Annotated in this window: 10 protein-coding genes and 2 pseudogenes; 6 read left to right on the top strand and 6 right to left on the bottom strand. The window is 67.9% G+C overall.

What is annotated here, in order from left to right; genetic code table 11:
- Positions 1-202: 202 nt before the first annotated feature.
- Both ACNQS7_RS31720 and ACNQS7_RS31715 read left to right on the top strand, forming a co-directional pair.
- Complete coding sequence (locus ACNQS7_RS31720; protein WP_418015681.1) at positions 203-2,149, top strand: serine/threonine-protein kinase PknD; 1,947 nt, start codon at positions 203-205, stop codon at positions 2,147-2,149.
- A 295-nt stretch (positions 2,150-2,444) separates the two neighbouring features.
- On the top strand, positions 2,445-3,995 hold the full coding sequence (locus ACNQS7_RS31715) for a serine/threonine-protein kinase (protein ID WP_418015680.1): 1,551 nt from the start codon (positions 2,445-2,447) through the stop codon (positions 3,993-3,995).
- A 7-nt stretch (positions 3,996-4,002) separates the two neighbouring features.
- Here the strand turns inward: ACNQS7_RS31715 and ACNQS7_RS31710 are convergent, their stop codons facing one another.
- Positions 4,003-4,266, bottom strand: a complete 264-nt coding sequence (locus ACNQS7_RS31710; RefSeq protein WP_082658535.1) for a hypothetical protein — start codon at positions 4,264-4,266, stop codon at positions 4,003-4,005.
- Positions 4,267-4,409: 143 nt separating this feature from the next.
- Between ACNQS7_RS31710 and ACNQS7_RS31705 the strand changes: the two genes are divergently transcribed.
- The 3 genes from ACNQS7_RS31705 (at position 4,410) to ACNQS7_RS31695 (ending at position 14,156) form a co-directional block, all read left to right on the top strand.
- Positions 4,410-8,549: a PE domain-containing protein gene (locus ACNQS7_RS31705; RefSeq protein WP_418015679.1), complete on the top strand. Its 4,140-nt coding sequence runs from the start codon at positions 4,410-4,412 to the stop codon at positions 8,547-8,549.
- Positions 8,550-8,749: 200 nt separating this feature from the next.
- Positions 8,750-12,943 carry a PE domain-containing protein gene (locus ACNQS7_RS31700; RefSeq protein ID WP_418015678.1) on the top strand — a complete coding sequence of 1,398 codons (4,194 nt, stop codon included), beginning with the start codon at positions 8,750-8,752 and terminating at the stop codon, positions 12,941-12,943.
- Complete coding sequence (locus ACNQS7_RS31695; RefSeq protein WP_418015677.1) at positions 12,927-14,156, top strand: MFS transporter; 1,230 nt, start codon at positions 12,927-12,929, stop codon at positions 14,154-14,156. Before ACNQS7_RS31700 ends, ACNQS7_RS31695 begins: the two co-directional genes overlap by 17 nt.
- A gap of 31 nt (positions 14,157-14,187) precedes the next feature.
- Here ACNQS7_RS31695 and ACNQS7_RS31690 read toward each other — a convergent pair.
- The 5 genes and pseudogenes from ACNQS7_RS31690 to ACNQS7_RS31670 form a co-directional block, all read right to left on the bottom strand.
- Positions 14,188-15,762, bottom strand: a pseudogene (locus ACNQS7_RS31690) (APC family permease); the annotation flags it as partial.
- A 5-nt stretch (positions 15,763-15,767) separates the two neighbouring features.
- The gene (locus tag ACNQS7_RS31685; protein WP_418015676.1) at positions 15,768-17,153 is read right to left on the bottom strand and encodes a WS/DGAT/MGAT family O-acyltransferase; all 1,386 of its coding nucleotides are present in this window, start codon (positions 17,151-17,153) and stop codon (positions 15,768-15,770) included.
- The gene (locus ACNQS7_RS31680) at positions 17,150-18,991 is read right to left on the bottom strand and encodes an AMP-dependent synthetase/ligase (protein WP_418015675.1); all 1,842 of its coding nucleotides are present in this window, start codon (positions 18,989-18,991) and stop codon (positions 17,150-17,152) included. Before ACNQS7_RS31680 ends, ACNQS7_RS31685 begins: the two co-directional genes overlap by 4 nt.
- 115 nt (positions 18,992-19,106) lie before the next feature.
- A pseudogene (locus ACNQS7_RS31675) lies at positions 19,107-19,282 on the bottom strand (type II toxin-antitoxin system RelE/ParE family toxin); the annotation flags it as partial.
- A gap of 60 nt (positions 19,283-19,342) precedes the next feature.
- Positions 19,343-21,919 carry an SEC-C metal-binding domain-containing protein gene (locus tag ACNQS7_RS31670; protein WP_418015674.1) on the bottom strand — a complete coding sequence of 859 codons (2,577 nt, stop codon included), beginning with the start codon at positions 21,917-21,919 and terminating at the stop codon, positions 19,343-19,345.
- Positions 21,920-22,116: 197 nt separating this feature from the next.
- Between ACNQS7_RS31670 and ACNQS7_RS31665 the strand changes: the two genes are divergently transcribed.
- Positions 22,117-23,367 carry a hypothetical protein gene (locus ACNQS7_RS31665; protein ID WP_418016232.1) on the top strand — a complete coding sequence of 417 codons (1,251 nt, stop codon included), beginning with the start codon at positions 22,117-22,119 and terminating at the stop codon, positions 23,365-23,367.
- Positions 23,368-23,645: the final 278 nt, after the last annotated feature.

The following is a 23,645-nucleotide window of genomic DNA, read 5'->3' as shown; positions in this document are numbered from 1 at the left end:
ATAATGCTACCCGGGTACTACCTAGGTAGGAATACGCTCGGCCGGCCACCGACCCAGGATCCCTGCGGGGTTTGCCAAAATGGTTAACGGACGGCAAACGCACAGCTAACCTGGCGCGACAGCGGGCCCGGTGAAATGCTGTGAGTGGTCACAGGTGCTCGCGTTACAGTCGGGCCAGCGGTGACGGTTGTGGGAGGCGTTGTTGCAGGAGACTTCGTTCGGTAAATACCGGCTCATCGAGTTGATGGGCCGGGGTGGCATGGGCGAAGTATGGCGCGCCTATGACGCCGATACCGACCGTGTCGTAGCGCTGAAAATCCTGCCCTCCGCCGTCTCCAATGACGAGGTGTTCCAGCAACGGTTCCGGCGCGAGGCACACGCCACCGCGCGACTGAACAGCCCCCATCTGATCCCCATCCACACCTACGGCGAGATCAATGGCCGGTTGTTTGTGGACATGCGGCTGATCGAGGGCTATGACCTGCAGGCGGTTCTGAACCAGGGACCGCTGTCGCCGGCCCGGGCGGTCGCCATCATCGACCAGGTGGCCAAAGGACTGCACGCCGCGCACCGGGAGCGCCTCCTGCATCGTGACGTCAAGCCGTCGAACGTCCTGCTCGATCACGACGACTTCGCGTACCTCATCGACTTCGGTATCGCCCGCGCCGCGGACGACCTGTCGCTGACGGCAACCGGGAACTTCATCGGCACCTACCACTACATGGCCCCGGAACGGTTCACCGCGGAAACGGTGGACTCCCGCTCGGACATCTACTCACTGGCGTGCGTGCTCTACGAGTGCCTGACGGCACAGTCGCCGTTTCCCGGTGACACGCTGCAGGAGCAGATCACCGGCCACCGCATGGCGCCGCCGCCGCGAGCGTCCAACACCAATCCGGACATTCCGGCGAGCCTGGACATGGTCATCGCGCGCGGCATGGCCAAGAACCCGGGCGACAGATACGACACCGCTATCGAACTCGCGCGCGACGCCCACAGCGCGCTCACCGCGACGACGGTGACTCCGACCATCAGGATGCAGCCGGCCCCTGCCGCCTACACCAATCCGCTGCCCCGCCCCGACACCAATTGGCGCCAGCCCGCGCAGCCACCTCCGCCGCCTCGTCAGCCGCCGCCCCCCCAACCACCGCCGCAACAACAACGGCCGACACCGCCTCCGCCGCCCCCGCAGCCCCCGCAGAATGTGCACCCGACGATGGCGCGGCCGGTCGTCGTCCCCCAGCCGGAGCCGGTTATTCCACGGCCGGCCGCGGTGCCGCCCGCGCCGGCCCGTCCGTGGTGGCGCCGCAAGGCCGTCGCCGCGGGTGCCGTGCTCGCTGTGATCATGACCGTGGTTGCCGTCGTGCTGCTCGGCAACTCGGGGTCGAAGAGCGACTACGAACAGGTCACACTGCCCTTTACCGGTCTGCGCGACCCGCAAGGTTTGTCGGTGGACATCGGCGGCACGGTGTATGTCGCTGACACCGAGCACAATCGAATCCTCGCGTTGTTCGCCGGCGCCAACGAACCCCACACGCTGCCGTTCGACGGCCTGAATCTGCCGACCGGTGTGACCGCCGACAACACCGGCACCGTCTACGTCAACGACGCCGGCAACAAGCGGGTGCTGGTGCTGCGGCCGGGTTCGCAAACCCAGGAGGTACTGCCCTTCACCGACCTGGTGAATCCCACCGGGCTGACGGTGGACAGCAGCCGCACCGTCTACGTCGCCGACACTGGCCGCAACCACGTGGTAGCGCTGCCCGCGGGTTCGACCACCATCAGCGAGGTGCCGTTCAGCGGCCTGAACAATCCGACGGGCCTGGTGGTCACCGGCAACGGCACCGTGTATGTGGCCGACGGCGGCAACAACCGGGTGCTGATTCTGCCGGTAGAGACGAAAAAGCAAGCGGAACTTCCTTTTTCGGGCCTCAAACAACCCGGTGGCCTGACGCTCGACTCCAAAGGCAATGTGTATCTCAACGACACCGGGCACAACCGCACGCTGAAACTCGCGGTGGGATCCTCGACTCAGGAAGAGCTGCCCTTCACCGGCCTCGACTACCCGTGGGGCCTGTCGGTCGACAACAGCGGCACCGTGTATGTGGGTGGGCGCAACGACAAGATCGTGGCGTTGCGGCACAAGTAAGTTGGCTCAGCCACCCAGGTTGCGCACTGAAAACCATTGCAGCATCAGAACTTTCGTGCGCCAGAAGCTGCCTGATACCGTGAACCTCGGACCGTCATGACTCTCCCTTCGTCCGGGCCGCGCGACGAGGATGCAACTGCCGACTCTCCATGCGCGCCTGATCGGCGGCCGTGACCGCCGGAACGACATGTGCACCGGGGCGTTCTCATCACGGCCCTTATCCATTTGCCGAAAACGCCCGCCTCGTGTCGGACCTCCATCGCATACTGACGACAGGGAGGAAGGCAGGGTTGCCATGAAGTCACTGGTCGGTGAAACCTTTGGCAAATACGAAGTCAGCCGGCTGCTCGGCAAGGGCGGCATGGGCGAGGTGTACGAGGCGTTCGACACCGACAAGCGTCGCGCGGTCGCGTTGAAGGTGCTGCCCGACGAATACGCCGATGACCAGACTTTCCGGGAGCGGTTCCTGCGCGAGTCGCACGCGGCGGCGATTCTGCAAGAGCCGCATGTGATTCCGATCCACGACTGGGGCGAGATCGACCACACGCCGTACATCGATATGCGGCTGGTGCGGGGCGAGACGCTGCACGACATTCTGGCCAAGCGGGCGCTGGCGGCCGATCGGGCGGTCGAGATCATCGGTCAGGTCGCTGCTGCCCTGGACGCGGCGCACGCCAACGGGCTGATCCACCGCGACGTCAAGCCGCAGAACATCATCATCACGCCGGACGACTTTGCGTACCTCGTCGACTTCGGCATCGCCGAGGCTCGGGGTGAGTCGCACCTGACGATGAGCGGATATCAGGTGGGCAGCTTTGCCTACATGGCGCCGGAGCGCCTCAACAGCGATGCGCCGGCGACGTCCGCGGTCGATGTGTATGCGCTGGCCTGCGTGTTGTACGAGGCCTTGACGGGTCGCCGACCGTACGTCGGCGACACCCAGCAGATCATCGCCGGGCATCTGACGGCTCCGCCGCCGCGGCCCAGTCTCGCTCGCGCGGGCGTTCCTTCATCCCTCGACAACGTCATCGCCCGGGGAATGGCCAAGCATCCGGATGACCGGTACGGCAGCGCCGGGGCGTTGGCGCGCGCGGCCAAACGTGCGCTGGCGGAATCGGCGTCGGCTTCCGAAGACACGGTATACGGGCCGCAATACCGGCCGCCGCCGCAGCACTTCCCTCCTCCCCCAACGGTTCCCCCGTATCCGCAGCGGGACGAGTCGCGACGCTACCTGGTGCCGACTCTGGTCGCGGTGGCGGCCACGCTGGTCGTCGTCGCGGTGGTCCTGGTGGTCGTTGTCATCGGGAACCAGAAGTCCGGGCCGGGCATTCCGGCCGTCGCCTATCCCACTTCAGGACGACCGACGTATCAGCCGTCGTACGAAAACAACCCCGCGCCGACGTATCAGACGACGACACCCTCAACGACACGGCCCGCGGCGCTGCCGACCACGACCGCGTCCGCAACCGCGGACGCCGAGCAGCAGCTGCGGCAGTACGTGAACCTGGACCACTCGGTCGTCGCGACCGAGGCCGCCGACAAGTGGGTTCCGCAGCTCAGTTCCAAGCGCCCCGGGATCCGCGACAACGGGGTGGTCTGGGACAACGCGATGGCGCTGCAGGAGCACCTGCAGTTCCGCAAGCTGTACAACGCCAAGCTGCTCTGGTCGGGTGACTGGTCGACGTTCTCCGAGCCGAACTTCTGGGTGACGATCGCGGGGATCACGTTCGACAATGCCAGGGGCGCCCTGATGTGGTGCAGCAGCAAGGGATTTGACCGAGATCACTGCATCGCGAAGATCGTGAGCACGACGCATCCGGTGGCAGGGAGTACGGCGTACAACTGACCCGCGCCTACGTGCGTTTGACCCGGCTGATCACGATGTCATGGCTCGAGCAGAGCCGGCACGTCAGCGGCCGGATCCGCAAACGAAGCTTGGACATCCGTAATGCCTTGCTGCAGAACGGGTATCGGCAGCCGCACGATAGGGTGATCCACCAGTCCGCCGCATGGTCCGCCTCGTCGCAGAACTTCCGGCAGATGCATGGGATCTCGGTGTCGAAATCCAGCGCGGAGAGGACATCCATCTCCGGCAGCAGTAGGCACTCCCCGACCATCACGGACAGAAGGGTAAACCTGTAGTTGAGACTTTTCGGTTAGGCGCGCGCGGCGGCGGCATGAACCCTCAACACTGGTTCACAATCGTCGTCTTCTGAAATAAATTAAGCCGTTCGATTCGTCCCGTCGATGGGAGCCGCTGATGTCGACGTTTCTGATCGCAGCACCGGAAGCTCTGGCCGCCGCGTCGGCCGATGTGAGCGGAATCGGGGAAGCGATCAGAAAGGCGACGGCGGTGTGGGCGCCGGCGACGACCACGGTTGCGGCGGCGGCCGCGGACGAGGTGTCGGCGGCGATCGCGCGATTGTTCGGCAGCTATGCGCAGGGCTTCGTGGCCTTGGACCTACAGGCGGCAACCTTCGAGCAGCAATTAACGCAGGTGTTGGGCACCAGCGCGAACGCCTATGCCACCGCCGAGGCAGCGAATCTGTCGGTGCTGCAAGCGGTGAATTTGGAGGGCCTGTTGCGCCCGATCAACGGACCCGTCCTGGCGTTGACCGGTCGACCGTTGATCGGCAACGGCGCCAACGGTGCCCCCGGAACCGGGGCAAACGGCGGGGCCGGCGGCTGGTTGCTCGGCGACGGCGGGGCCGGCGGGTCGGGTGCGGCGGGTTCGGCCGGCGGGGCCGGCGGTGCGGCGGGGCTGATCGGCAACGGCGGAGCCGGCGGCGCCGGCGGCACCGGCGGTGGGACCGGCGGCGCGGGTGGCGCCGGCGGCTGGCTGCTGGGCACCGGCGGACCGGGTGGCACCGGCGGGTACATCTTCAGTGGGGTCGCCGGCACCGGTGGAGTCGGTGGGGCCGGCGGGCTCTTCGGCGCGGGCGGGGCAGGCGGACCCGGCGGTTTCGCCAACGCGGGGACCGGCGGGAGCGGGGGTGCCGGCGGGGCAGGCGGATTACTGGGTGGCCTGGTCGGAGCCGGTGGCGGGGTCGGCGGAATCGGTGGCGCCGGAGATGTCGGCGGTGTGGGCGGAACCGGCGGGGCCGGGGGGCCGCTGTTCGGTGCGGGCGGCGCCGGTGGCACTGGCGGCTTGGGCATCACCGACACCGGCGGTGCGGGTGGGACGGGCGGAGCCGGCGGTCCGCTGTTCGGCAACGGCGGCGCCGGTGGCGCCGGGGGCAGTAGCTTCCTGGGCCACGGCAGCGCCGGCGGAACCGGCGGACATGCCGGTGCGCTGGGCTCAGGCGGGGCCGGCGGCGCCGGCGGGGCAGCGTTCGGAGCGGGCGATGGCGGTCCGGGTGGGGCCGGCGGGGGCGCCGGTCTGTTCGGGTTCGGCGGCACCGGCGGGATCGGCGGGTCCGCCACCGCCGGAGCCGGCGGGGACGGCGGAGCCGGCGGTGCCGCGGCGCTGGTCTTCGGCAACGGCGGCGCCGGCGGCGCCGGGGCCCAGGGCGCCCCGACGTTTGGTGGTGGGACCGGCGGGGCCGGTGGCAAAGCGGTGCTCCTGGGCTTGGGCGGAAACGGCGGAGTCGGCGGATTGGGCGCCCCTGCGGGTGCCGACGGTGTGGGCGGACCCAACGGCCTGCTGCTGCCGGTGGCCGCGCTCAGCGTGATCAACGCCCCCACTGTGGCTCTCACCGGGCGGCCGCTGATCGGCAACGGAGCCCCGGGAGCCGCAGGCAGCGGGGCTGCCGGCGGCCTGGGCGGGTGGCTGCTCGGCGACGGCGGAGCCGGCGGGTCCGGCGCTGACGGCATCGCCGGCGGGCCGGGCGGGGCCGCCGGGCTGTTGGGCAGCGGCGGCACCGGCGGAGCCGGCGGGTGGGGCGCGACCGGTGTCGGACGCGCCGGCGGCCAAGGCGGCAACGGCGGCTTGTTCTTCGGCAACGGCGGAAGTGGTGGGGCCGGCGGGACCGGGACGCCCGCCGGGGTCGACGCGAATGGCGGGGGCGGTGGAGCCGGCGGGACCGGCGGATTGCTCGGCGGGGGTGGTGGTGGCGGCACCGGCGGCATGGCCGGTCAGTTGGCCGCGGGGGTCCTGGCGGGGTCGGGGGGCGCCGGCGGAGCCGGTGGCGCGTTGAGTGGGTTGGTCGGCGCCGTGGGCGGAGGCGGCGGGGTCGGCGGAGTCGGTCAGAACGGAGGTGCCGGCGGGGCCGGCGGCCCGGCCGGGATCAGCGGATCGCTGTTCGGCGGCGGCTCCGGGACGATCGGCGGATCCCTGATCGGTGCCGGTGGGGTGGGCGGTGACGGGGGTGCCGGCGCGGCCGGCGTTGGTGGGCCCGGTGGGCTTGGTGGGTTCGGCGGTCAGTTAGCCGGCAGCGGCGGCTCCGGCGGCGCGGGCGGAACGGCCGTCACCGGCAGCGGCGGCCTGGGCGGCCCGGGCGGTGCCGCCGGCGCGCTGGGGTCCGGCGGGTCGGGTGGCGTCGGCGGGCCCGCCGAAGGCCGAGGCGGCCAAGGTGGCGCCGGCGGGTCCGCGGGCCTGTTCGGTGACGGCGGGGTGGGAGGAACCGGCGGATTCTCTGCTGTCATCGCCCTCAGCGGGGACGGGGGCCAGGGCGGCACCGGCGGATCTCTGTTGGGCAATGGCGGTTCCGGCGGAGCCGGCGCCCAGACCGAATTCGGGTTCGGCGGCAGCGGCGGCGCCGGCGGCAACGCGGCACTGATCGGCAACGGCGGCAACGGTGGCAACGGCGGTGACGGAGTGCCGCCGGCTGTAGTCGGTAGCCCTGGCACCATCGGCACGGGCGGCTTGCTGCTGGGACACAACGGGATTCCCGGCCTGCCCATGAGCCCCAACCTGCTCGTCAATCCCAGTTTCGAAATAGCTACCCCCTCCCCCTCGGGCTTCAGTTCGGTGACTATTCCCGGTTGGTCCGTCAGCGGCACCCCGACCATCATCAGCTACGGCACGGGGCGCGCTTACCCCTCGCCGTTCTCGTTCCCCTTGCCCGATCTCCCCGGCTTCCTGGGCTTCCCCGGCACCGCGCCCCCCGGCGCGGGCAACAACTTCGCCGGCGGCGGACCGGTCAGCTCCGGCTCCATCAGTCAGACCGTCGACCTGACCGCCGCGGCCGCCAAAATCAACACGGGCACCACCCCGTACACGTTGAGCGGACTGCTGGGTGGCTACCTTCTGGACCCCTCCGCTGCGTCACTGAAAGTCACCTTCCTCAATGCCAACGGCGCGGTTCTGGGCACCGGCGCAACGGGCGAGGTCGGATTGCTGGATCGGTTGGGCGGCAACGGGTTCCAGGCCCGCGACGTGTCCGGGACCATCCCGGTCGGCACCACCTCCGCGGTCGTGACGGCGACTCTGGCCGACCGCAACCCGATCCTGAGCAACTACAACAACGCCTACGTCGACAACCTGTCGTTCACCGTCGGCGACCCCACCCTCACCGCGCCGACGCTCGCCGTCCCAACCTCGAATGTCGGCCAGCTCGACCACGTGTTCCTGTTCTACATGGAGAACAAGGGCGCCGCCGACATCCTCGGCAGCGTCAACGCCCCCTACCTCAACAGCCTGATCAACACCTACGGCTACGCCAACAACTACTACGCCCTGGGTCACCCCAGCGAGCCGAACTACTTGCGGATCCTGCTCGGCACCGACTTGGGGATCGACTACAACCCGACCGCCAACACCGTCACCGCGCCCAACCTCGTCGAAAAGCTGGACACCACTGGAATATCGTGGGCGGGCTACACGCCGAACATGCCCTACCCGGGTGCCATCGTGTCATCCGGCGACTACAGCGTCGACCAATTGCCTTTCCCCCGTTTGACTTACGTCTACAACAACAGCCCCGCCTACCTGGCGCAGCACCTGCTGCCGATATCTCAGCTGGGCGCCGATCTGCAGAACCCGGTCACCGCTCCGAGATTCGCCTGGCTGTGCGGCTCGGAGGAAACCAACATGGAAGGGCCTGTCAGTTCTCCCACCGACATCGCCCGATGGCTCACCAGCCAGCTCACCAATCACCAGTACAACGTCGCGGCCGGAGATCAGTACCTGCAACAGAACGTGTCGACCATCATGAACTCGCCGACGTGGAACAGCGGATCCAAGGACGTCATCATCATTACGTTCGACGAGGACTACAACAACCTGTCCACCGGAAATGGCAACCAGGGCAACCACATTCCGATGGTCGTCATCCCAAATCAGGCCGCCGTGACCTCCGGGGGGATGCTGTCCGGACACTTCGTGACCAACAGCTACTACAACCACTACAGCCTGATGTCGACGATCGAGTACGCGTTGAGTCCGACGGCGGGAACGCCTCTCACGACGCTCACCAATAACGACTTGTACGCGACACCGATGAACGACTTCTGGTCGTAGTCCTCTGGCAAAAACTATTCTCCGACAACCGCTTTGAATTCATTCGACTAGAGGAGAGCGGGCGCTCCGCTACCGTGGCGCGGCCGATTTTTGTGCCGCGGCACAAAAATCTTCGACACCACGTCAGGTGTGTTCACATTTGAAGACAGTGTGAATAGAGTTAGCCGATCGAGTCGCCCCGTGGATCAAGGGAGCCGCAGATGTCGACCTTCGTGATAGCAGCACCTGATGCTTTGGCCACAGCGTCAGCGGATCTCAGCGGAATTGCGGAGGCGATCAAGCGGGCCACGGCGTCGGCGGCACCGCCGACCACCGGGATCGCGGCGGCGGCCGCCGACGAGGTGTCCGCGGCGATTGCCCGGTTGTTCGGCGGGTATGCCCAGTCGTATCAGTCGGTGGGCGCTCAGGTCGCGGCGTACCAGGTGCAGTTCGAGCAAGCGTTGCTGGCGGGCGCGGGCGCATACGCGACTGCCGAGGCCGCAAATGGATTGTCGCTGCTGGCTTTTGAGCAGACGGTAGGTCAGACGCTGCTCGAAGTGGTCGACACGGTCAACGTGCCGGTTCTGGCGTTGACCGGGCGCCCGCTGATCGGCAACGGCGCCAACGGGGCTCCCGGGACCGGCGCGAATGGCGCGCCCGGCGGGTGGTTGATCGGTGACGGCGGGGCCGGCGGGTCCGGTGCGGCCGGTCCGCCGTTCGGTTACGGCGGCGGGGCCGGCGGGGACGCGGGGCTGATCGGCACCGGAGGGGCAGGCGGGGCGGGAGGCATCGGCGGGGCCGGCGGTCCGGGCGGGCGCGGTGGGTGGCTGTTGGGCACCGGCGGCATCGGCGGCGCCGGCGGGTTCGCGGCGAGCGGGGCCGCCGGGGCCGGCGGGGCAGGCGGAGCGGGCGGGTTGTTCGGTGGCGGCGGCGCCGGTGGGCCCGGCGGGTTCGCAGCGACCGGTGCCGGCGGGGTCGGCGGGGCGGGCGGTGCCGGAGGCCTGCTCAGTGGGCTGGTCGGCGCCGGCGGCGGGGTCGGAGGTGCCGGCGGGGTCGGTGACACCGGAGGCACGGGTGGCGCCGGTGGAGCCGGTGGCCTGTTGTTCGGTGGCGGCGGCAGTGGCGGCACCGGAGGATTGGGTGGCCCCGGCGGTGGCGGCACCGGAGGGGCCGGCGGCGCGGCCGGTCCGCTGTTCGGAAACGGCGGCGCCGGCGGAACCGGCGGCAGCAGCTTCAGCGGTCATGGTGGAACCGGCGGGACCGGCGGGCACGCGGGCTGGCTGCTGGGCTCGGGCGGCGAGGGCGGGGCGGGCGGCAGCAACTCCGGCGCCGGCGCCGGCGGCCACGGTGGGGCCGGTGGTGACGCGGGACTGTTCGGTTTCGGTGGCGCCGGTGGGGTCGGCGGGTTCGCCCCTGCCGGAGCCGGCGGGGCCGGCGGAAACGGCGGCGCGGGTGCCCTGGTGTTCGGCAGCGGCGGAGCCGGCGGTGCCGGCGCCCAGGGCGCCCCGACCTACGCCGGCGGAGCCGGTGGCGCGGGCGGCAAGGCGACGCTGCTCGGACTCGGCGGGACCGGTGGGGTCGGCGGACAGGGCACCCCGTCCGGTGCCAACGGCGTGACCGGCGACAACGGGCTGTTGCTGCCGGCGGCGGCGCTGAACGTGATCAACGCGCCCAGTGTGTTGCTGACCGGACGCCCGCTGATCGGCAACGGCGCCCCGGGCGCGGCCGGCAGCGGGGCCGCCGGCGGCCCGGGCGGCTGGCTGCTCGGTGACGGCGGGGCGGGCGGGTCCGGCGCCAACGGTGTGCCCGGTGGACCCGGCGGGGCCGCCGGGCTGTTGGGCAGCGGCGGCACCGGCGGTGCCGGCGGGCTCGGCGCTGCGGGTGTCGGCCGGTCCGGCGGCCAGGGCGGTAACGGCGGCTTGTTCTTCGGCAACGCCGGGGGCGGCGGAGCAGGCGCAGCCGGCTCCGACGGCAACGGCGGCGGCGGCGGAGCCGGGGGAACCGGCGGGATCTTCGGTTCCGGTGGTTCCGGCGGGACCGGCGGGATGGCCAACTTCGCGATCCCCGGTGTTTCCGGCGGCGCCGGCGGTTCCGGCGGCGCCAGTGGGGCGCTGAGTGGGCTGGTCGGTGCCGGCGGCGGTACCGGTGGGGTCGGCGGCGCCGGGTTCACCGGAGGTGCGGGCGGAACAGGCGGGGCCGCCGGCATCGCAGGTTCACTCTTCGGCGGCGGTGCCGGCACCCTCGGCGGCTCCGTGGTCGGTGCCGGCGGGGCCGGCGGCGACGGCGGCGCCAGTTTGGGCGGCACTGGCGGGCCGGGCGGAAGCGGCGGCGCGGGTGGACAATTCGTGGGCACCGGCGGCTCCGGTGGGGCCGGCGGTTCGGTGCTGGCCCCGCTAGTCGGTAGCGGCGGTGGGGGTCTAGGCGGCGGCGGAGGAACGGCCGGCTTGCTGGGTTCCGGCGGCTCCGGCGGCACCGGCGGCGCGGCGGGAGTGTCGCTCGTCACGCAGGTCCCCGGCGGTCAGGGCGGCCTCGGCGGCAACGCGGGCTTGCTGGGCTCCGGCGGTGCCGGTGGGACAGGCGGCTACTCCGATTCGGGTATCGGCGGGGCAGGCGGCCGCGGCGGGGCAGGCGGCGCGGTGTTGGGCAACGGCGGCGCCGGCGGTACCGGCGCCGAAGCTGCCCCAGGCTCCTTCAGCGGAGACGGCGGCGTCGGCGGCAGTGCCCAATTGATCGGTACCGGCGGCAACGGCGGAAACGCCGGCAACGCCGCGATGCTGAATCTACTGGGCGGCCCGGGCAGCGTCGGCTCCGGCGGGCTTCTGTTGGGCGTCAACGGAATTCCCGGCTTGCCGATGAGCCAGAACCTGTTGGTCAACGGAAACTTCGAAATCGCCACCCCGTCGCCCTCGGGCACCAGCTCGGTGACCTACCCAGGCTGGTCGGTGAGCGGCACCCCGACCATCATCGCCTACGGCACGCCACGCGTGAGTTACGTGTTGGGGGTCTCGTTCCCGTTCCCGGATCTGCCGAGTTTCCTGGGCTTCCCCGGCACTGCACCGCCGGGAGCGGGAGCCAATTTCGGCGGCGGCGGACCCGTTGCCACCTCCAGCATCAGCCAGAGAGTCGACCTCAGCGCTGCAACCGCCAAAATCAACACCGGCACAACGCCTTACACGCTCAGTGGTCTGCTCGGCGGTGCACTCATCGACCCCTCCTCGACCGCCCTGCAGGTCACCTTCCTCAACTCGAGCGGAGCAGTACTGGGCACCGGTTCGACGACAACGGTCTCGGCGCTGGATCGTCTGGGGATCACCGGATTACAGCCACGATCGGTCTCCGGGACGATTCCGGTGGGCACCACGTCCGCGGTCGTCACCGCCACGTTCAACGACAGCAACCCCATCACGAACCACTACAACAACGCCTACGCGGACAACCTGTCGTTCACCGTCGGCGCTCCCGGCCTGGGTCCGGCGCCATTGACCGTGCCGTACTCCAACGTCGGCCAACTCGATCACGTCTTCCTGATCTACATGGAGAATCACGGCTTCACCGACATCGTCGGCAGTGTGAACGCCCCGTACTTCAACAGCCTGCTCGGCACTTACGGGTCGGCCGACAACTACTACGCCAACAGCCACCCCAGCGCCCCCAACTACTTCCGGGTCCTCGGCGGCTCGGACTTCGGACTGACCTACAACCCCAACCCACCGTCGATCAACGCACCCAGCCTGATGCAGGAGATGGATGGCGCAGGCATCTCGTGGGCCAACTACGCGCAGAGCATGCCGTACCCCGGCGCGCTGGTGTCCTCGGGTGACTACAGCACGTTCCAGATTCCCGCCGCTCAGTACAGCTACGTCTTCAACAACACGGTGGCCTACCAGCAGCAGCATCTTCTGCCACTGACGCAGTTGAGCACCGATCTGCAGAGCGCGGCGACCACCCCGAGATTCAGCTGGATCGTCGCCAACAACGCCAATGACATGGAGGGGCCGGTCGATTCGCCGGGCACCATCCTCAGCTTCCTCGGCAGCCAGCTCACGAACCACCAGTACAACGTCGCCGCGGGCGACGCGTTCCTGCAACAACAGGTCTCGCTCATCCAGAACTCCACGGCATGGAACACCGCAGGCCAGCGCGACGCGATCATCATCACCTGGGACGAGGACTTCAACAATCTGGGACTGGGAATTGGCAACCAGGGCAACCACGTTCCGCTGCTCGTCATCCCCAACCAGGGCGCCATCACGTCGGGGATGCTGTCCGGGCAGTTCGTGACTCATGGCTACGGCGACCAGTACAGCTTGATGTCGACGATCGAGTATGCGCTGGGTCCGGCGCCGGGAGTTCCGTTGGCGCCGTTGACGATGAATGACAAGTATGCGACGCCGCTGAATGGGTTCTGGTCGTAGCGGGGCGTTGAACCAGGGAGAAGCGACCCGACCGGCACGCTCGGGACCGAGCTGGCTCAACCCCAACGTGCGGGTGCTCTCAGCGGTGTCGTTCCTGCAGGACAGCGCCAGTGAGCTGCTGTATCCGCTGCTGCCGATCTACCTCACGGCCGTGCTGGGTGCGCCTCCGGCCGTGGTGGGAGCCGTCGAGGGCGTGGCCGAGGGTGCGGCTTCACTTACGAAACTCGCGGCCGGCCCGCTGGGCGACAGGTTTGCGCGACGCCCACTGATCACCACCGGTTATGGGATGGCGGCGCTCGGCAAGGTGATCATCGCGGTGGCCGTGGCATGGCCGGGTGTGCTCGCGGGTCGCGTTGTGGATCGGCTCGGCAAGGGTATTCGCGGCGCACCGCGGGACGCGCTGTTGGTCGACCAGGTGGACGAGGCGTTGCGCGGCCGCGTGTTCGGTTTCCACCGTGCGATGGACACGTTGGGCGCCGTCGTCGGTCCGCTGCTGGGCCTGGCATGTTACGAGCTGCTCGACCACAAGATAAAGCCGCTGCTGTATGTCGCGATCGTGCCCGCCGTCCTGAGCGTGGCGCTCATGTTCCTGGTGCGGGAGCGCAGCCGTCCCGTTGCGCGAGCACAGCGGCAGTCCATGTGGGCCGGTGTGCGCACGCTGCCGCGGCCGTACTGGCGGGTGACCGCGCTACTGATCGCCTTCAGCGTGGTGAACTTCCCCGATGCCCTGCTGTTGTTGCGGCTCAACGAGATCGGCTTCTCGGTGGTGGAGGTGATCCTTGCCTACGTCGGCTACAACGCGGTCTACGCCCTGGCCAGTTACCCGGCCGGAGCGCTCGCCGACCGCATCGGCAGACCGGCGTTGTTCGGCTTCGGTCTGACGTTCTTCGCCATCGGCTATGTCGGGCTGGGGCTGACCACCGACACTGTGACGGCATGGCTGCTGATCGGCGCGTACGGACTGTTCACCGGGTGCACCGACGGCGTCGGCAAAGCCTGGATCTCGGGACTCGTCGACCAGGAGTACCAGGCCAGCGCGCAGGGCGTGTTCCAGGGTGGTACCGGACTGGGCGTTCTAGTAGCTGGTTTGTGGGCGGGTTTCCTGTGGGGTTCGAACGGCGAACTGCCACTGCTGGTTTCGGGGATCATCGGCGGGGTGTTCGCGGTCGTGCTGCTCGGCGGGCGGCTGTTCCGCGGTATGCGGCGCGGGTAGTGGCGAGCACACGCAAAATCGCCTATTTCGTGCCGAAATAGGGCGATTTTGCGTCTGCTCGCGCTGGCACAGCACCCCCCCTTAATGTGCGGCCACGGAAGAACCCGGGGGCGATCACCCACCAGATGCCCATCAGGATTACTCCGAGCAGCAGTGCGCCGATCCCGACCGCCGCGACCGCGCCGACCCCGAGGATCGTGACGTTGTTGCCGCTGTCGTCTGTCAACCAGCCGGGCCTCGCGTACTGGATGAGCCCGTAGCCGAAAAAGATCAGTAAGGCCGAACCGCCCAACAGCGGAACGACGCCACGAATCACGAAGTCCCGCAACGACCTGGTGAAGGCCTTGCGGTAGTACCACGCACACGCGAACCCGGTGAGCCCATAGTAGAACGCGATCATCAAGCCGACCGATCCGATCAACGCGGTGAGCAGGTTGGCACTGATGAGGGTGAACAGGACGTAGCAAGGGGCCGAAACCACACCGATCACGATGGTGGATGTGGTCGGTGTGAGGTAGCGCTGATGGATCTTCGCGAACGAGTCAGGCAGCGCGTGGAAAGCCGCCATCGACAGAGTGGTGCGCGCGGTCTGCAAGATCGTCGCCTGCGTCGAGGCGGCGGCAGACATCAGAATCGACGCCGCCAGCAATAGCAGTGCAATCTTGCCGAAGACGCTGTTGCCGAACAATTCCGGACCGATGGCTGCGAAGACGTCTTTGGAGTTGTGCGGATTCCCCAACCCGATTCCCGTCGTCCCGACACCGGCGAACGCGACGGCCGACACGGTCACCAGGGCGTAGGTCCCCAGGAGCAGGAACGTCGAGATGACGGCGGCGCGGCCCGGCGTGCGGGCGGGGTCGGCGGACTCCTCGTTTAACGTCACGGCGGTGTCCCAGCCCCAGTACATGAAGATGGCCAGGAGAACTGCCGGGGCGATACCCGTCCCGAAATCAAGTCCGTCCGGCCAGAACCAGGACGGCGACGGACGCAGTGAATTCGCCTGGGCGCTATGGGTGTACACCCTGAGCAGCGCCACCACCGAAAACACCATCAGCATCAGGATTTGGATGGACAGCAGAGCGTAGAGCACCCTGGCCGAGACCTCGATGCCGCGATAGCAGACATAGGTCATCAACGCGATCCAGCAGACGCCCACGACCGTCGACCAGAACCTGTTGTCGGCCAGGTCCGCAACCGAATGCCAGCCCAGGACGCCGGCGAACCTGAACGAGTACGCCCCAGTGATCTCGACCAGGTTGGCCATCACGATCACTTCCGCGGCTATCATTCCCCAGCCGCCGAGCCATCCGACGACGGGCCCGAATGCGCGCGAAGCCCACGCGAAAGTGGTGCCACAGTCCGGTTCGGCCTTGTTCAGTTCCCGGTAGGCCACCGCGATCAAGTACATCGGGATGAACGAGATAAGAACGACGCCAGGGGCTTTGACGCCGGCCAGCTGCCCCCCGCCACTGGCCACGATCAGACCCAACGTGGCGGCCAGGCTGTACGCCGGCGCCGTGGAAGCCAAGCCGACCACCACACCGGAGAGCAGGCCGAGTACGCCGCCCTTGAGGCCTATTCTTTCGACGGTCGTCACTGGTCGCAGTCTGATCAGTGCGCCTTCAGGCCCGCGGCCGCTTCCAGCTCCTGCAGGGCCGGCTCCATGGCGTCGGCGAGTTGGTCGATGTCGTCGGCGATTTCCGGTGTTGTGACGAAGCCGAAATTGATCAGTCGGTGGTAGCTGAAGCAGCTGACGTTCAACCCCACGCCCAACATCAGCGGTCCCACCGGCAGCAGCCGCTCGACGACCGCGCCCGCCAGATAGATCGGGTGGTCGGGCCCGGCAACGTTGGAGATGACCAGGTTGATCGGAGCGAGGTGTCCGCCGAGATGGCTTGCGGTGTAGGCACGGATCGCCAGCCCGACCAGTCCGGGCGGTGTTGTGTCGGTGAGCCCCATAGTCTGATGAGCGGTCAGAGTTTTGGTCATCTCCTTGGCGCCTTGAGAATTGGCATAGATGGTTTTCAGGCGTTCGGCCGGCTCGGCGACGTCGGTGGCTAAGCTGATCGTCGTCGAGGTGATCTGGTTGCCCAGGTCGGTGCCGCCGTGGTGCGTGGAAATCGGGACCTGAGCCACCAGCGGCCGTTCGGGGAGTTCCCCACGGTCTTGCAGGTAGCGGCGCATCGCGCCCGAAACCAGTGCCAGTACAACGTCGTTGAGCTTCACCTCATGGGCTCGTTTGACCGCTTTGAGGCGATCCAGCGGCAGACTGCACGTGGCGACTCGCCGCTCGGGCGTGAGGTCGGTGTTGAAACGCGTCGTCGGTGCCTCGAAGAAGAGCGGCGGTTTGTTGGGCAGCCCGCGCACCGCCCACTGTTGAGACAGCGTTTGCTGGACGACCCTCAGCACGCGGTACGGGGTCTTGACCGCCACGTTGAACAGCGCGCCGAGCAGGCGCCGCTCGAATCCGGGCATGCCGGACCTAGATGCTGCGTCGGCCGTGACTACGGCTCGGCGCGGTTCGGGCGTTGCGTCGAGCATGATCTCAGTCAGCCCGGCGCCGGACACTCCGTCGATCAGGGCATGGTGCATCTTGGTCAGGGTTGCGACCCGCCCGTTCTCGACCCCCTCGATGAACCACATCTCCCACGGCGGCCTGTCGCGGTCGAGCGGGTAGGACATCAGTCGGCCGACCAGCTCGTCGAGCTCGCGGCGTCCGCCCGGTGCGGGCACCGCGATCTGGCGGACGTGATAGTGGATGTCGAGTTCGGTGTCCTCGACCAGCCACGGCCTTTCCAGACCAAAAGGCGCGCCCCTCACCCGGTGACGCAGTACGGGGAGCTCTGGAAGGCGCTGTACAAGCAGGTCTTTGACGGTATCGAAGCTAAAGTCCGGGACCTCGGTGGGGTCGCAGATCGCCAATCCCGCGACGTGCAGGGGGCATTCGTGAGTATCGGCGAACCAGAACGTCGCATCGAGGTTCGACAACCGCTTCATGGCGACGTGGAGAGGTTGACGACGTCCGGGCCAGGCGTCGCGGAGTAGAGGTTGTCGACCTCGGCGGCATACTTCGCAGCGATCGGCTTGCGTTTGAGCTTCATCGTCGGGGTGAGCTCGTCACCGCCGGGCTCCCACGAGGTGCCGAGGACGAGAAACCGTTTGATCTGCTCGACGCGGGACAGCTTGGAATTTCCCTCCATGACTGCGGCGGTGAGCATTTCGCGCGCTTCAGGATGCTGGGCGAAGGCAGCCGGCGACGCGTCGGACATGCCGAGCGCCGCGGCCTGCGCGGCGGCGGCCTCGGGATCGAGGACGATGAGCGCCGTCACGTAGGGTCGTGCGTCGCCGAACGCCACGACCTGGTCGATCAACGGGGACTCGGCGCGGATCGCCATCTCGATGTTCGTCGGGGAGAGATTCTTGCCGGATTCGTTGACCAGCAGCTCCTTCTTGCGATCGACGATCGTCACGAAACCTGCTTCTATCGTGCCGATGTCACCGGTGTGCAGCCAGCCGTCGGAGTCGACCGCTTCCGCGGTCTGCTCCGGTTGATGGCGGTAGCCTCGCATCACGATCGGCCCGCGGATCAGCAGTTCGCCGTCGTCGGCCACCGAGACCTCCACGCCGTTCAGCGCCGGCCCGACCGAACCGACCTTATTCATACCGGGCCGATTCGAGGTCGCGCCGCCCACGCACTCCGACTCCCCCCACACTTCGTAGACGGGAACGCCTAGGCCCCAGAAGAATTCGATGGTTTCGACCGGTATGGCGGCCGCACCGGTGACTCCCCAACGCAGCCGGTCCATGCCGAGTGCTTGACGCACCTTGGCCAGCACGAGGCGATCAGCGATCTGGCGGCGGATGGCAAGTGACGTGGGCAGAGACTTCCCCGCCAGGGTTTGGCGGGCCGCCTGTATGCCGGTGTCGATGGCCCACAACGCTAATCGGCGCTTGAGGCCGGTCGCTTCGGTCTCGAGTTTCGTTTCGATTCCGGCCTTGATCTTCTGCCACACTCGCGGCACCCCCAGCCACACCGTGGGGCGAGCATCCTGGAGCGCCTCCGCGATCGCGTGGATGTCGGCGACATCGGTAACCTGCACTCCCAGAACCATGTTGGCGTAGTGCCCGGTGACCCGGTCGGCGATGTGCGCATGCGGCAGGTAGGACGTGATCCGATCGGTCGATTCCAATTCGATGAGGTCGACGATTGCCGAGAATTCGGCCATGACGTTGGCGTGGGTGAGCTCGACGCCCTTGGGTGGGCCGGTGGTCCCCGAGGTGTAGATGAGCGTGGCGACGTCGTCGGGCCGGACCGCGGGCCAAGCCTTACTGAGATCGAAATCGGTCTTGGTTCCATGTGATTCGAGGTTTTCGAGGCTTCTTGAGTCGTGGGGGTCGCCGTCGACGACGATCACGTGATCGGGTTGTCCCCCGGCCGCCTCCACCGCCGGCAGGAACTCCTGCTGGGTGAACACGACCTTGTTCCCGGCATTGCTGAACAGGTACCGGATCTGGTCCGGCGCCGAGGTGTTGTAGATCGAGAACGGGATCGCACCCAGATGCATGGCGGCGGTGTCCGCCAGATGGAACTCCGGACGGTTGCGCAGCATGATCCCGACCGTGTCGCCGTGTCCGACCCCCAGGGCGGCAAGCCCGGCTGCGATGTTGCGGACTCGATCGGCGTACTGACGCCAGGTGATGACCGCTTCGTCGCCGACCGTCCGGATGGCCACCGAATCCGGCTTCAGGGCTGCCGTCTCCTGGAAAGCCTGCGGCAGCGTGGACACCAGCGCTCCGCTTGGGTGCCGGACGACGGTCGGATCGGCTTCGGTCATTCCGTGCTTGCTCCTTTGGTCACGGGCATTCCTGGTAACTGCCGAGTGTCCGACGAGGGCGGTTGCGCAGCCAGAGGACAAGGTCCTTTGTTAGGAATCAGGGAAGTCACCACGGTCAGAGGTGGCGGTCGACGTCCATGCGCTGTGTAGTACGCGCACGACATCGACGACGCCGTCGGGCACGACCCTGTAGTAAAGGATGTGTGATCCGGCGGCGAGCTTGCGGTAGCCGTGGCGGATCTCCTCGCAAGCCTGGCCGATCCTCGGGTTCGCAGCGGCGAGTTCGATAGCGCGCTTCGCGACTTCGCAGCTGAGTTCGGCGCCGAGGATCCGGGCCGAACATGAAGGGGGCTACCGCAGACCGAGCGCGGCGCGCAGCCGGTCGGCGTCCATGCCGCCGCGGGCGCCTTCACCGGCGGGGAAGGTGTCCAGGAGTTTGATCAGGTCGCCACGTCGAGTGGGATCATCTGCGGCCTGCCGTGGGGTGTGGCCGGCGAGCGCCGGGATGGGTTCATCGAGCCACTTGGTCTCGTAGTCGCGGATGAACTGGCCAAGATGCGCGGCCAGCTCGGGGTCGTCGGGGTCGAGCGCGTCGTCGCCGGCAAGTGGCAACTGCGTGGCGAGCTCGGCGGCCTCGCGGGCGTCGCGCAGCGGACGGCGGGAGTCGTCGAGCACGTTCATCGCGGGATCGAGCCGTTCCAGCGTGGCAAGCACGCGGTCCATCCGCTTTTCGCTGTCGGCTTCCACCCGCAGCGTGTGGCCGTCGAGTACCAGGATGGCGCGGATGCGGGGCATGCCTTGGGTCGTGACGTGCTCGAACCACCGCGGCGGCTCGTCGCCGTCGACCCGGTCGTAGGTGTTGTCGAGCGCGGCCTCGATCCCGGCCGGATCGCCGACATGCACAGTGGCCTCGCAAATCGCGAGCGGATCGCCCTCGGTGGTGACCAGCGTCGGCGGCGCGAACCGGCGGCTCAGCTGTGCCACCAGCGTCACCGCGTCCGGCTCCGCGTCGAGCAGGTCGATGGGCGGGTCGCGCTCATGCAGCGCGACCGGTTCCAGCCCGCCGAAGAACTGCATGGTGTCCCCGGCGGGCACCACACGTGCGCACACCAGCTGCCCCGGCTTCAGCTGGCGGCTTGCCGCCCGCTCACGCACCTCGTGCGTGTCGCCGGTGCGCACGTCGCGGACGGTGACGCCCTGGCCGGCTTGCACGTGCTCGACCTCGAACACCGACCGCTCCACCTGTAGCCACTCCTCTGCGAGCAATCGCTCGTCGTCAGGTAGCAGCGACCCGCGTATCTGGAGGAACTCCGCGAACGCGCCACCCTCGAACAGCATCGCGTCCAGCACCAGCGGGTCCTCCAGCGCCTCGTCCAACGCGTCGGGATCGTCGACGGCGTAGCGGGAGCGTTCGAAGCCTAATTCGATCAACAGCTCGTTCCAGCCGTTCAGCTCTGCGTGCTGGGCCGCCTTCGCGTACAACCACGCCGCCCGCTCGGCCAGTGGCAGCTGCTCGCGCCCGAGATGGCATTTCTTGTACTTGCGGCCGGACCCGCACCAGCACAGCTGGTTTCGGCCGACGTCGCTGCGCGGCTCGGCGCGGCAGCGCGTGAGTAAGTCCATAAGCGGGTGGTCCGGCTCGGCGTCGGCGCGGCGCAGCAACGACAATGCGCGCTCGACGTCGCCGCGATCGGAGGCGAAGCGGGCCAGGTCAAGCAGCGGCAGCGGCCAGTCCGGATCCATCGACTCGGCCGCGAGCAGCTCGTGTTCGGCCGCCTCGATGTCGCCGATCCGCTCCAGCGCCACCGCGTGCAGCCAGCGAGTCGCTATCCGTGCCGCGGGTGGCACTTTCGGTTCCAGCACCTCGGCGAACATGCCCAGTGCGGGAGCGCCGTCGCGACCGGTGCCGACCGTCTCGGCCAACAGCAGCTCGGCCAGTAGCGGATCGGCGAGCGCGACCCCCAGCTCACCGACGATGTCGAGGAACTGGTCGTCCTCGGGCTCTGTTGTGGGGGGCTCGGTCGCACCTTCGGGAGCTGGGGTCAACTCCGGCGGCTCCTCCGCGTCGGCGGCGTCGATCAGCAGCTGCGAGATCTGGTCGTACAGCTTGACCAGTGTGTACAGCACGAACGCGTCGTCGGGGTCGAGGTCGTGTCGCTCTGCCAGCCTCGCGCACCCGCGCTCGAACTCCCAATGATCGAAATCGAAGCCCTCAGGAGCAAGCCACTCGCCGCGACGCGCCAGACCGTAGTCGTCGACGATCTCGCTCAAGGGCGGCAACGGCTCGGTGAACGCCGTCGGGTCCTCGACACACGCTGTCCATACAGCCGCATCGAAGTACGCCGGTTCGTCGGCGTCGAGCGTCGCCGCCAGCTGGGCACCTATGGCGGTATGCGAAGGCGCTGCGACCCGCTCGAACGCGAGTCCATTTTCGGTGTGCCGGACCCCGAGCAGGTCGCCCTCGGCGACGCCCAACGCCTCCAGCGTGCCTGGCATCAGGAGCAGCGCCCCGAGCGGGTCGACCACCTCGGGCGGGATGCCCCGCTGCTCGAGCAGATCGTCGTCGAACTCTTCCAGCACGACCCGCGCCGGCGACCCGTCGGCGAACCGCGCATACTCCTCGTACTCGCAGAGCGCCGTGATCGGTTCCAGGTCCGGGGTCACAGTGAGTATGTCGTAGGCCGCCTCGGCTGCGTCGAGCCGGTGCGTGAATACCCGCCCGGCGAGCACAGTCGGCAGCCACACCCACCGATCGTCGACCAACTGCCCTGCTGGACAATGGATTTCGTCGAGAACTTCGTCCATCGCGGGTTCCGGATCGGCCACTCCGCTGTCCCGCAGCCGTCGCGCGATGTCATCGTCGTCCAATGGGCCGTGATCGGCCAGAATTCTCGCAAGGGTCCGCTTCGCGTCTAACGCCTCCACCACGGCGACAGCCTATGCCGCCGCCGGCCGATGGCTGTGACTACTCCTCGTCCTGGGTGAACTCCTGCCCAACAGACGCCCAACCGGAGTTCTCGGGTGGCGGCACGCGTGTAGTGTCCGCTCTCGTCAGCCGATGAGCGCCTGCCAACTCTCGGCCCGCTTGCTTACCTGCGGACGGGGGTGCCGTGAGCGAATACGAGATGTCCGACGTGTCGGGGAGCATCGATGACGAGGTCGTGGTGGCGTTGCACGACGAGGTCCTGCTGGTTGGCGGCGATCCTGCCGCGGTCGAGTCCTACCTCACGCGGCTGCAGGCGAACGCCGGGCGAGCCATCCGAGTCGCTGGGACTCACGGCGCCTCACTCGCGAACGCGGCGAGCAGACTCGCTGGGCTGTTCTCGGTCCTCGCCAACTCCGGCAAGTACGTTCAGCTGCAGCCCGCCAGCCTGGACGCGTTGAAAAACGCCAATTTAGTTCCCAGCGCCGACGGCTTTTTCCGGCTGATGAATGCCGGTGGCGATGGCCAGCTCCCGGCCCCACTTCAGTGGCGACCGGCGGGCCTCGGCCCGGAAGCGATGGTGTCGGCGCAGATGATCGCGGTACAGCTGGCGTTGACTTCCGCGATCGCTCAGGTGGAAGACGCCGTCCGTCGCGTCGAGGACAAGGTCGAATTAGTGCTCGAAGTCGCCAGGGCACAGCGCGCCGGCGACGTGCTCGGCAACAATGTGACCCTTTCGCGGATGGTCGCGTCATTGGAAAGGTACGGGTCGCTACCCGATGCGTATTGGGATTCGGTGGCTGCTCTTGGACCGGCGCTCAACGTCACCGTCGAGCAACTGCGGAACCATGTCGGCCGCATCCTGGCGTCTTTCGATGACGGCTTGCCGGTGCAGCAGCGTGCCGAGAAGCTGCGAAATGCGCTCAACGACAACCGACTTGGTGACACGTTGAGCCTGCTGGTGATCGCAGAAGAAGCGCTGCACAAATGGCAGCGCCTGAGCCTCGCGCGAGTCGCCTCGACGCAACCAGAACACCTGCTACGGGCGATCGATGAGGCTCGCGAGCTCGTCGACCATCATCTGCTTGAAGACGTCGACATTTACCGGAAGGCAAAGGAAATACTCGACCGGTTCGGCAAGTCCAAGGCCATCGACGGCTTCCGCTTCAACTCGGTGCGAGAGTTGGCCACCCAGCGCTTAGCCCTGCGCGACGAGCTCGACAATTTCGCGAAGGCCCGCCATCACCAGGTCGAGGCCTGGGAGGACTTCCACATCCCGAGCGTGCTCGACGCCGCCGTCGCGACCATCGGAGTGGTTACAAACACCACAACCCATGTACTCGCGGCTGCCGGCCATGGTCTCGTTCGCTTGGGCGCGCTGTTGACAGAGCCGTTGCGGGACAAGCACTGTGAAGAATCAGAGCGCACCGAGGACTCTGAAGCGCTCAGGTGATGGAGATGCGGATCTTTGACCCGGCCGCCAGGATCCGCTCTGAGACCCCACTCTTCCGAAGCCGCTTGAAGCTGACCAACCCGCTGCGACATCCCTTCCGCGTACGGGCGAGAGCCACCTCGGTGGCTTCGCTAAGGCCGACCAGGTTTGGATCTCTGCGTTCATTGCTATGAGCTGCAACAGGTGTCATTGCTTCTTGAATGCCAAAATCACCTTTCGAACGCAGAGCGCATCCGGGCGCGCGGACGAGACGGCAATTCATTCGACGATGTTTCAAC

It is taken from the genome of Mycobacterium sp. 23 (genome assembly GCF_048287075.1).
Lineage (GTDB): Bacteria > Actinomycetota > Actinomycetes > Mycobacteriales > Mycobacteriaceae > Mycobacterium > Mycobacterium gordonae_B.
The sequence above is the reverse complement of the archived record's forward strand: the minus strand, read 5'-3'. Positions and strand labels throughout refer to the sequence as shown.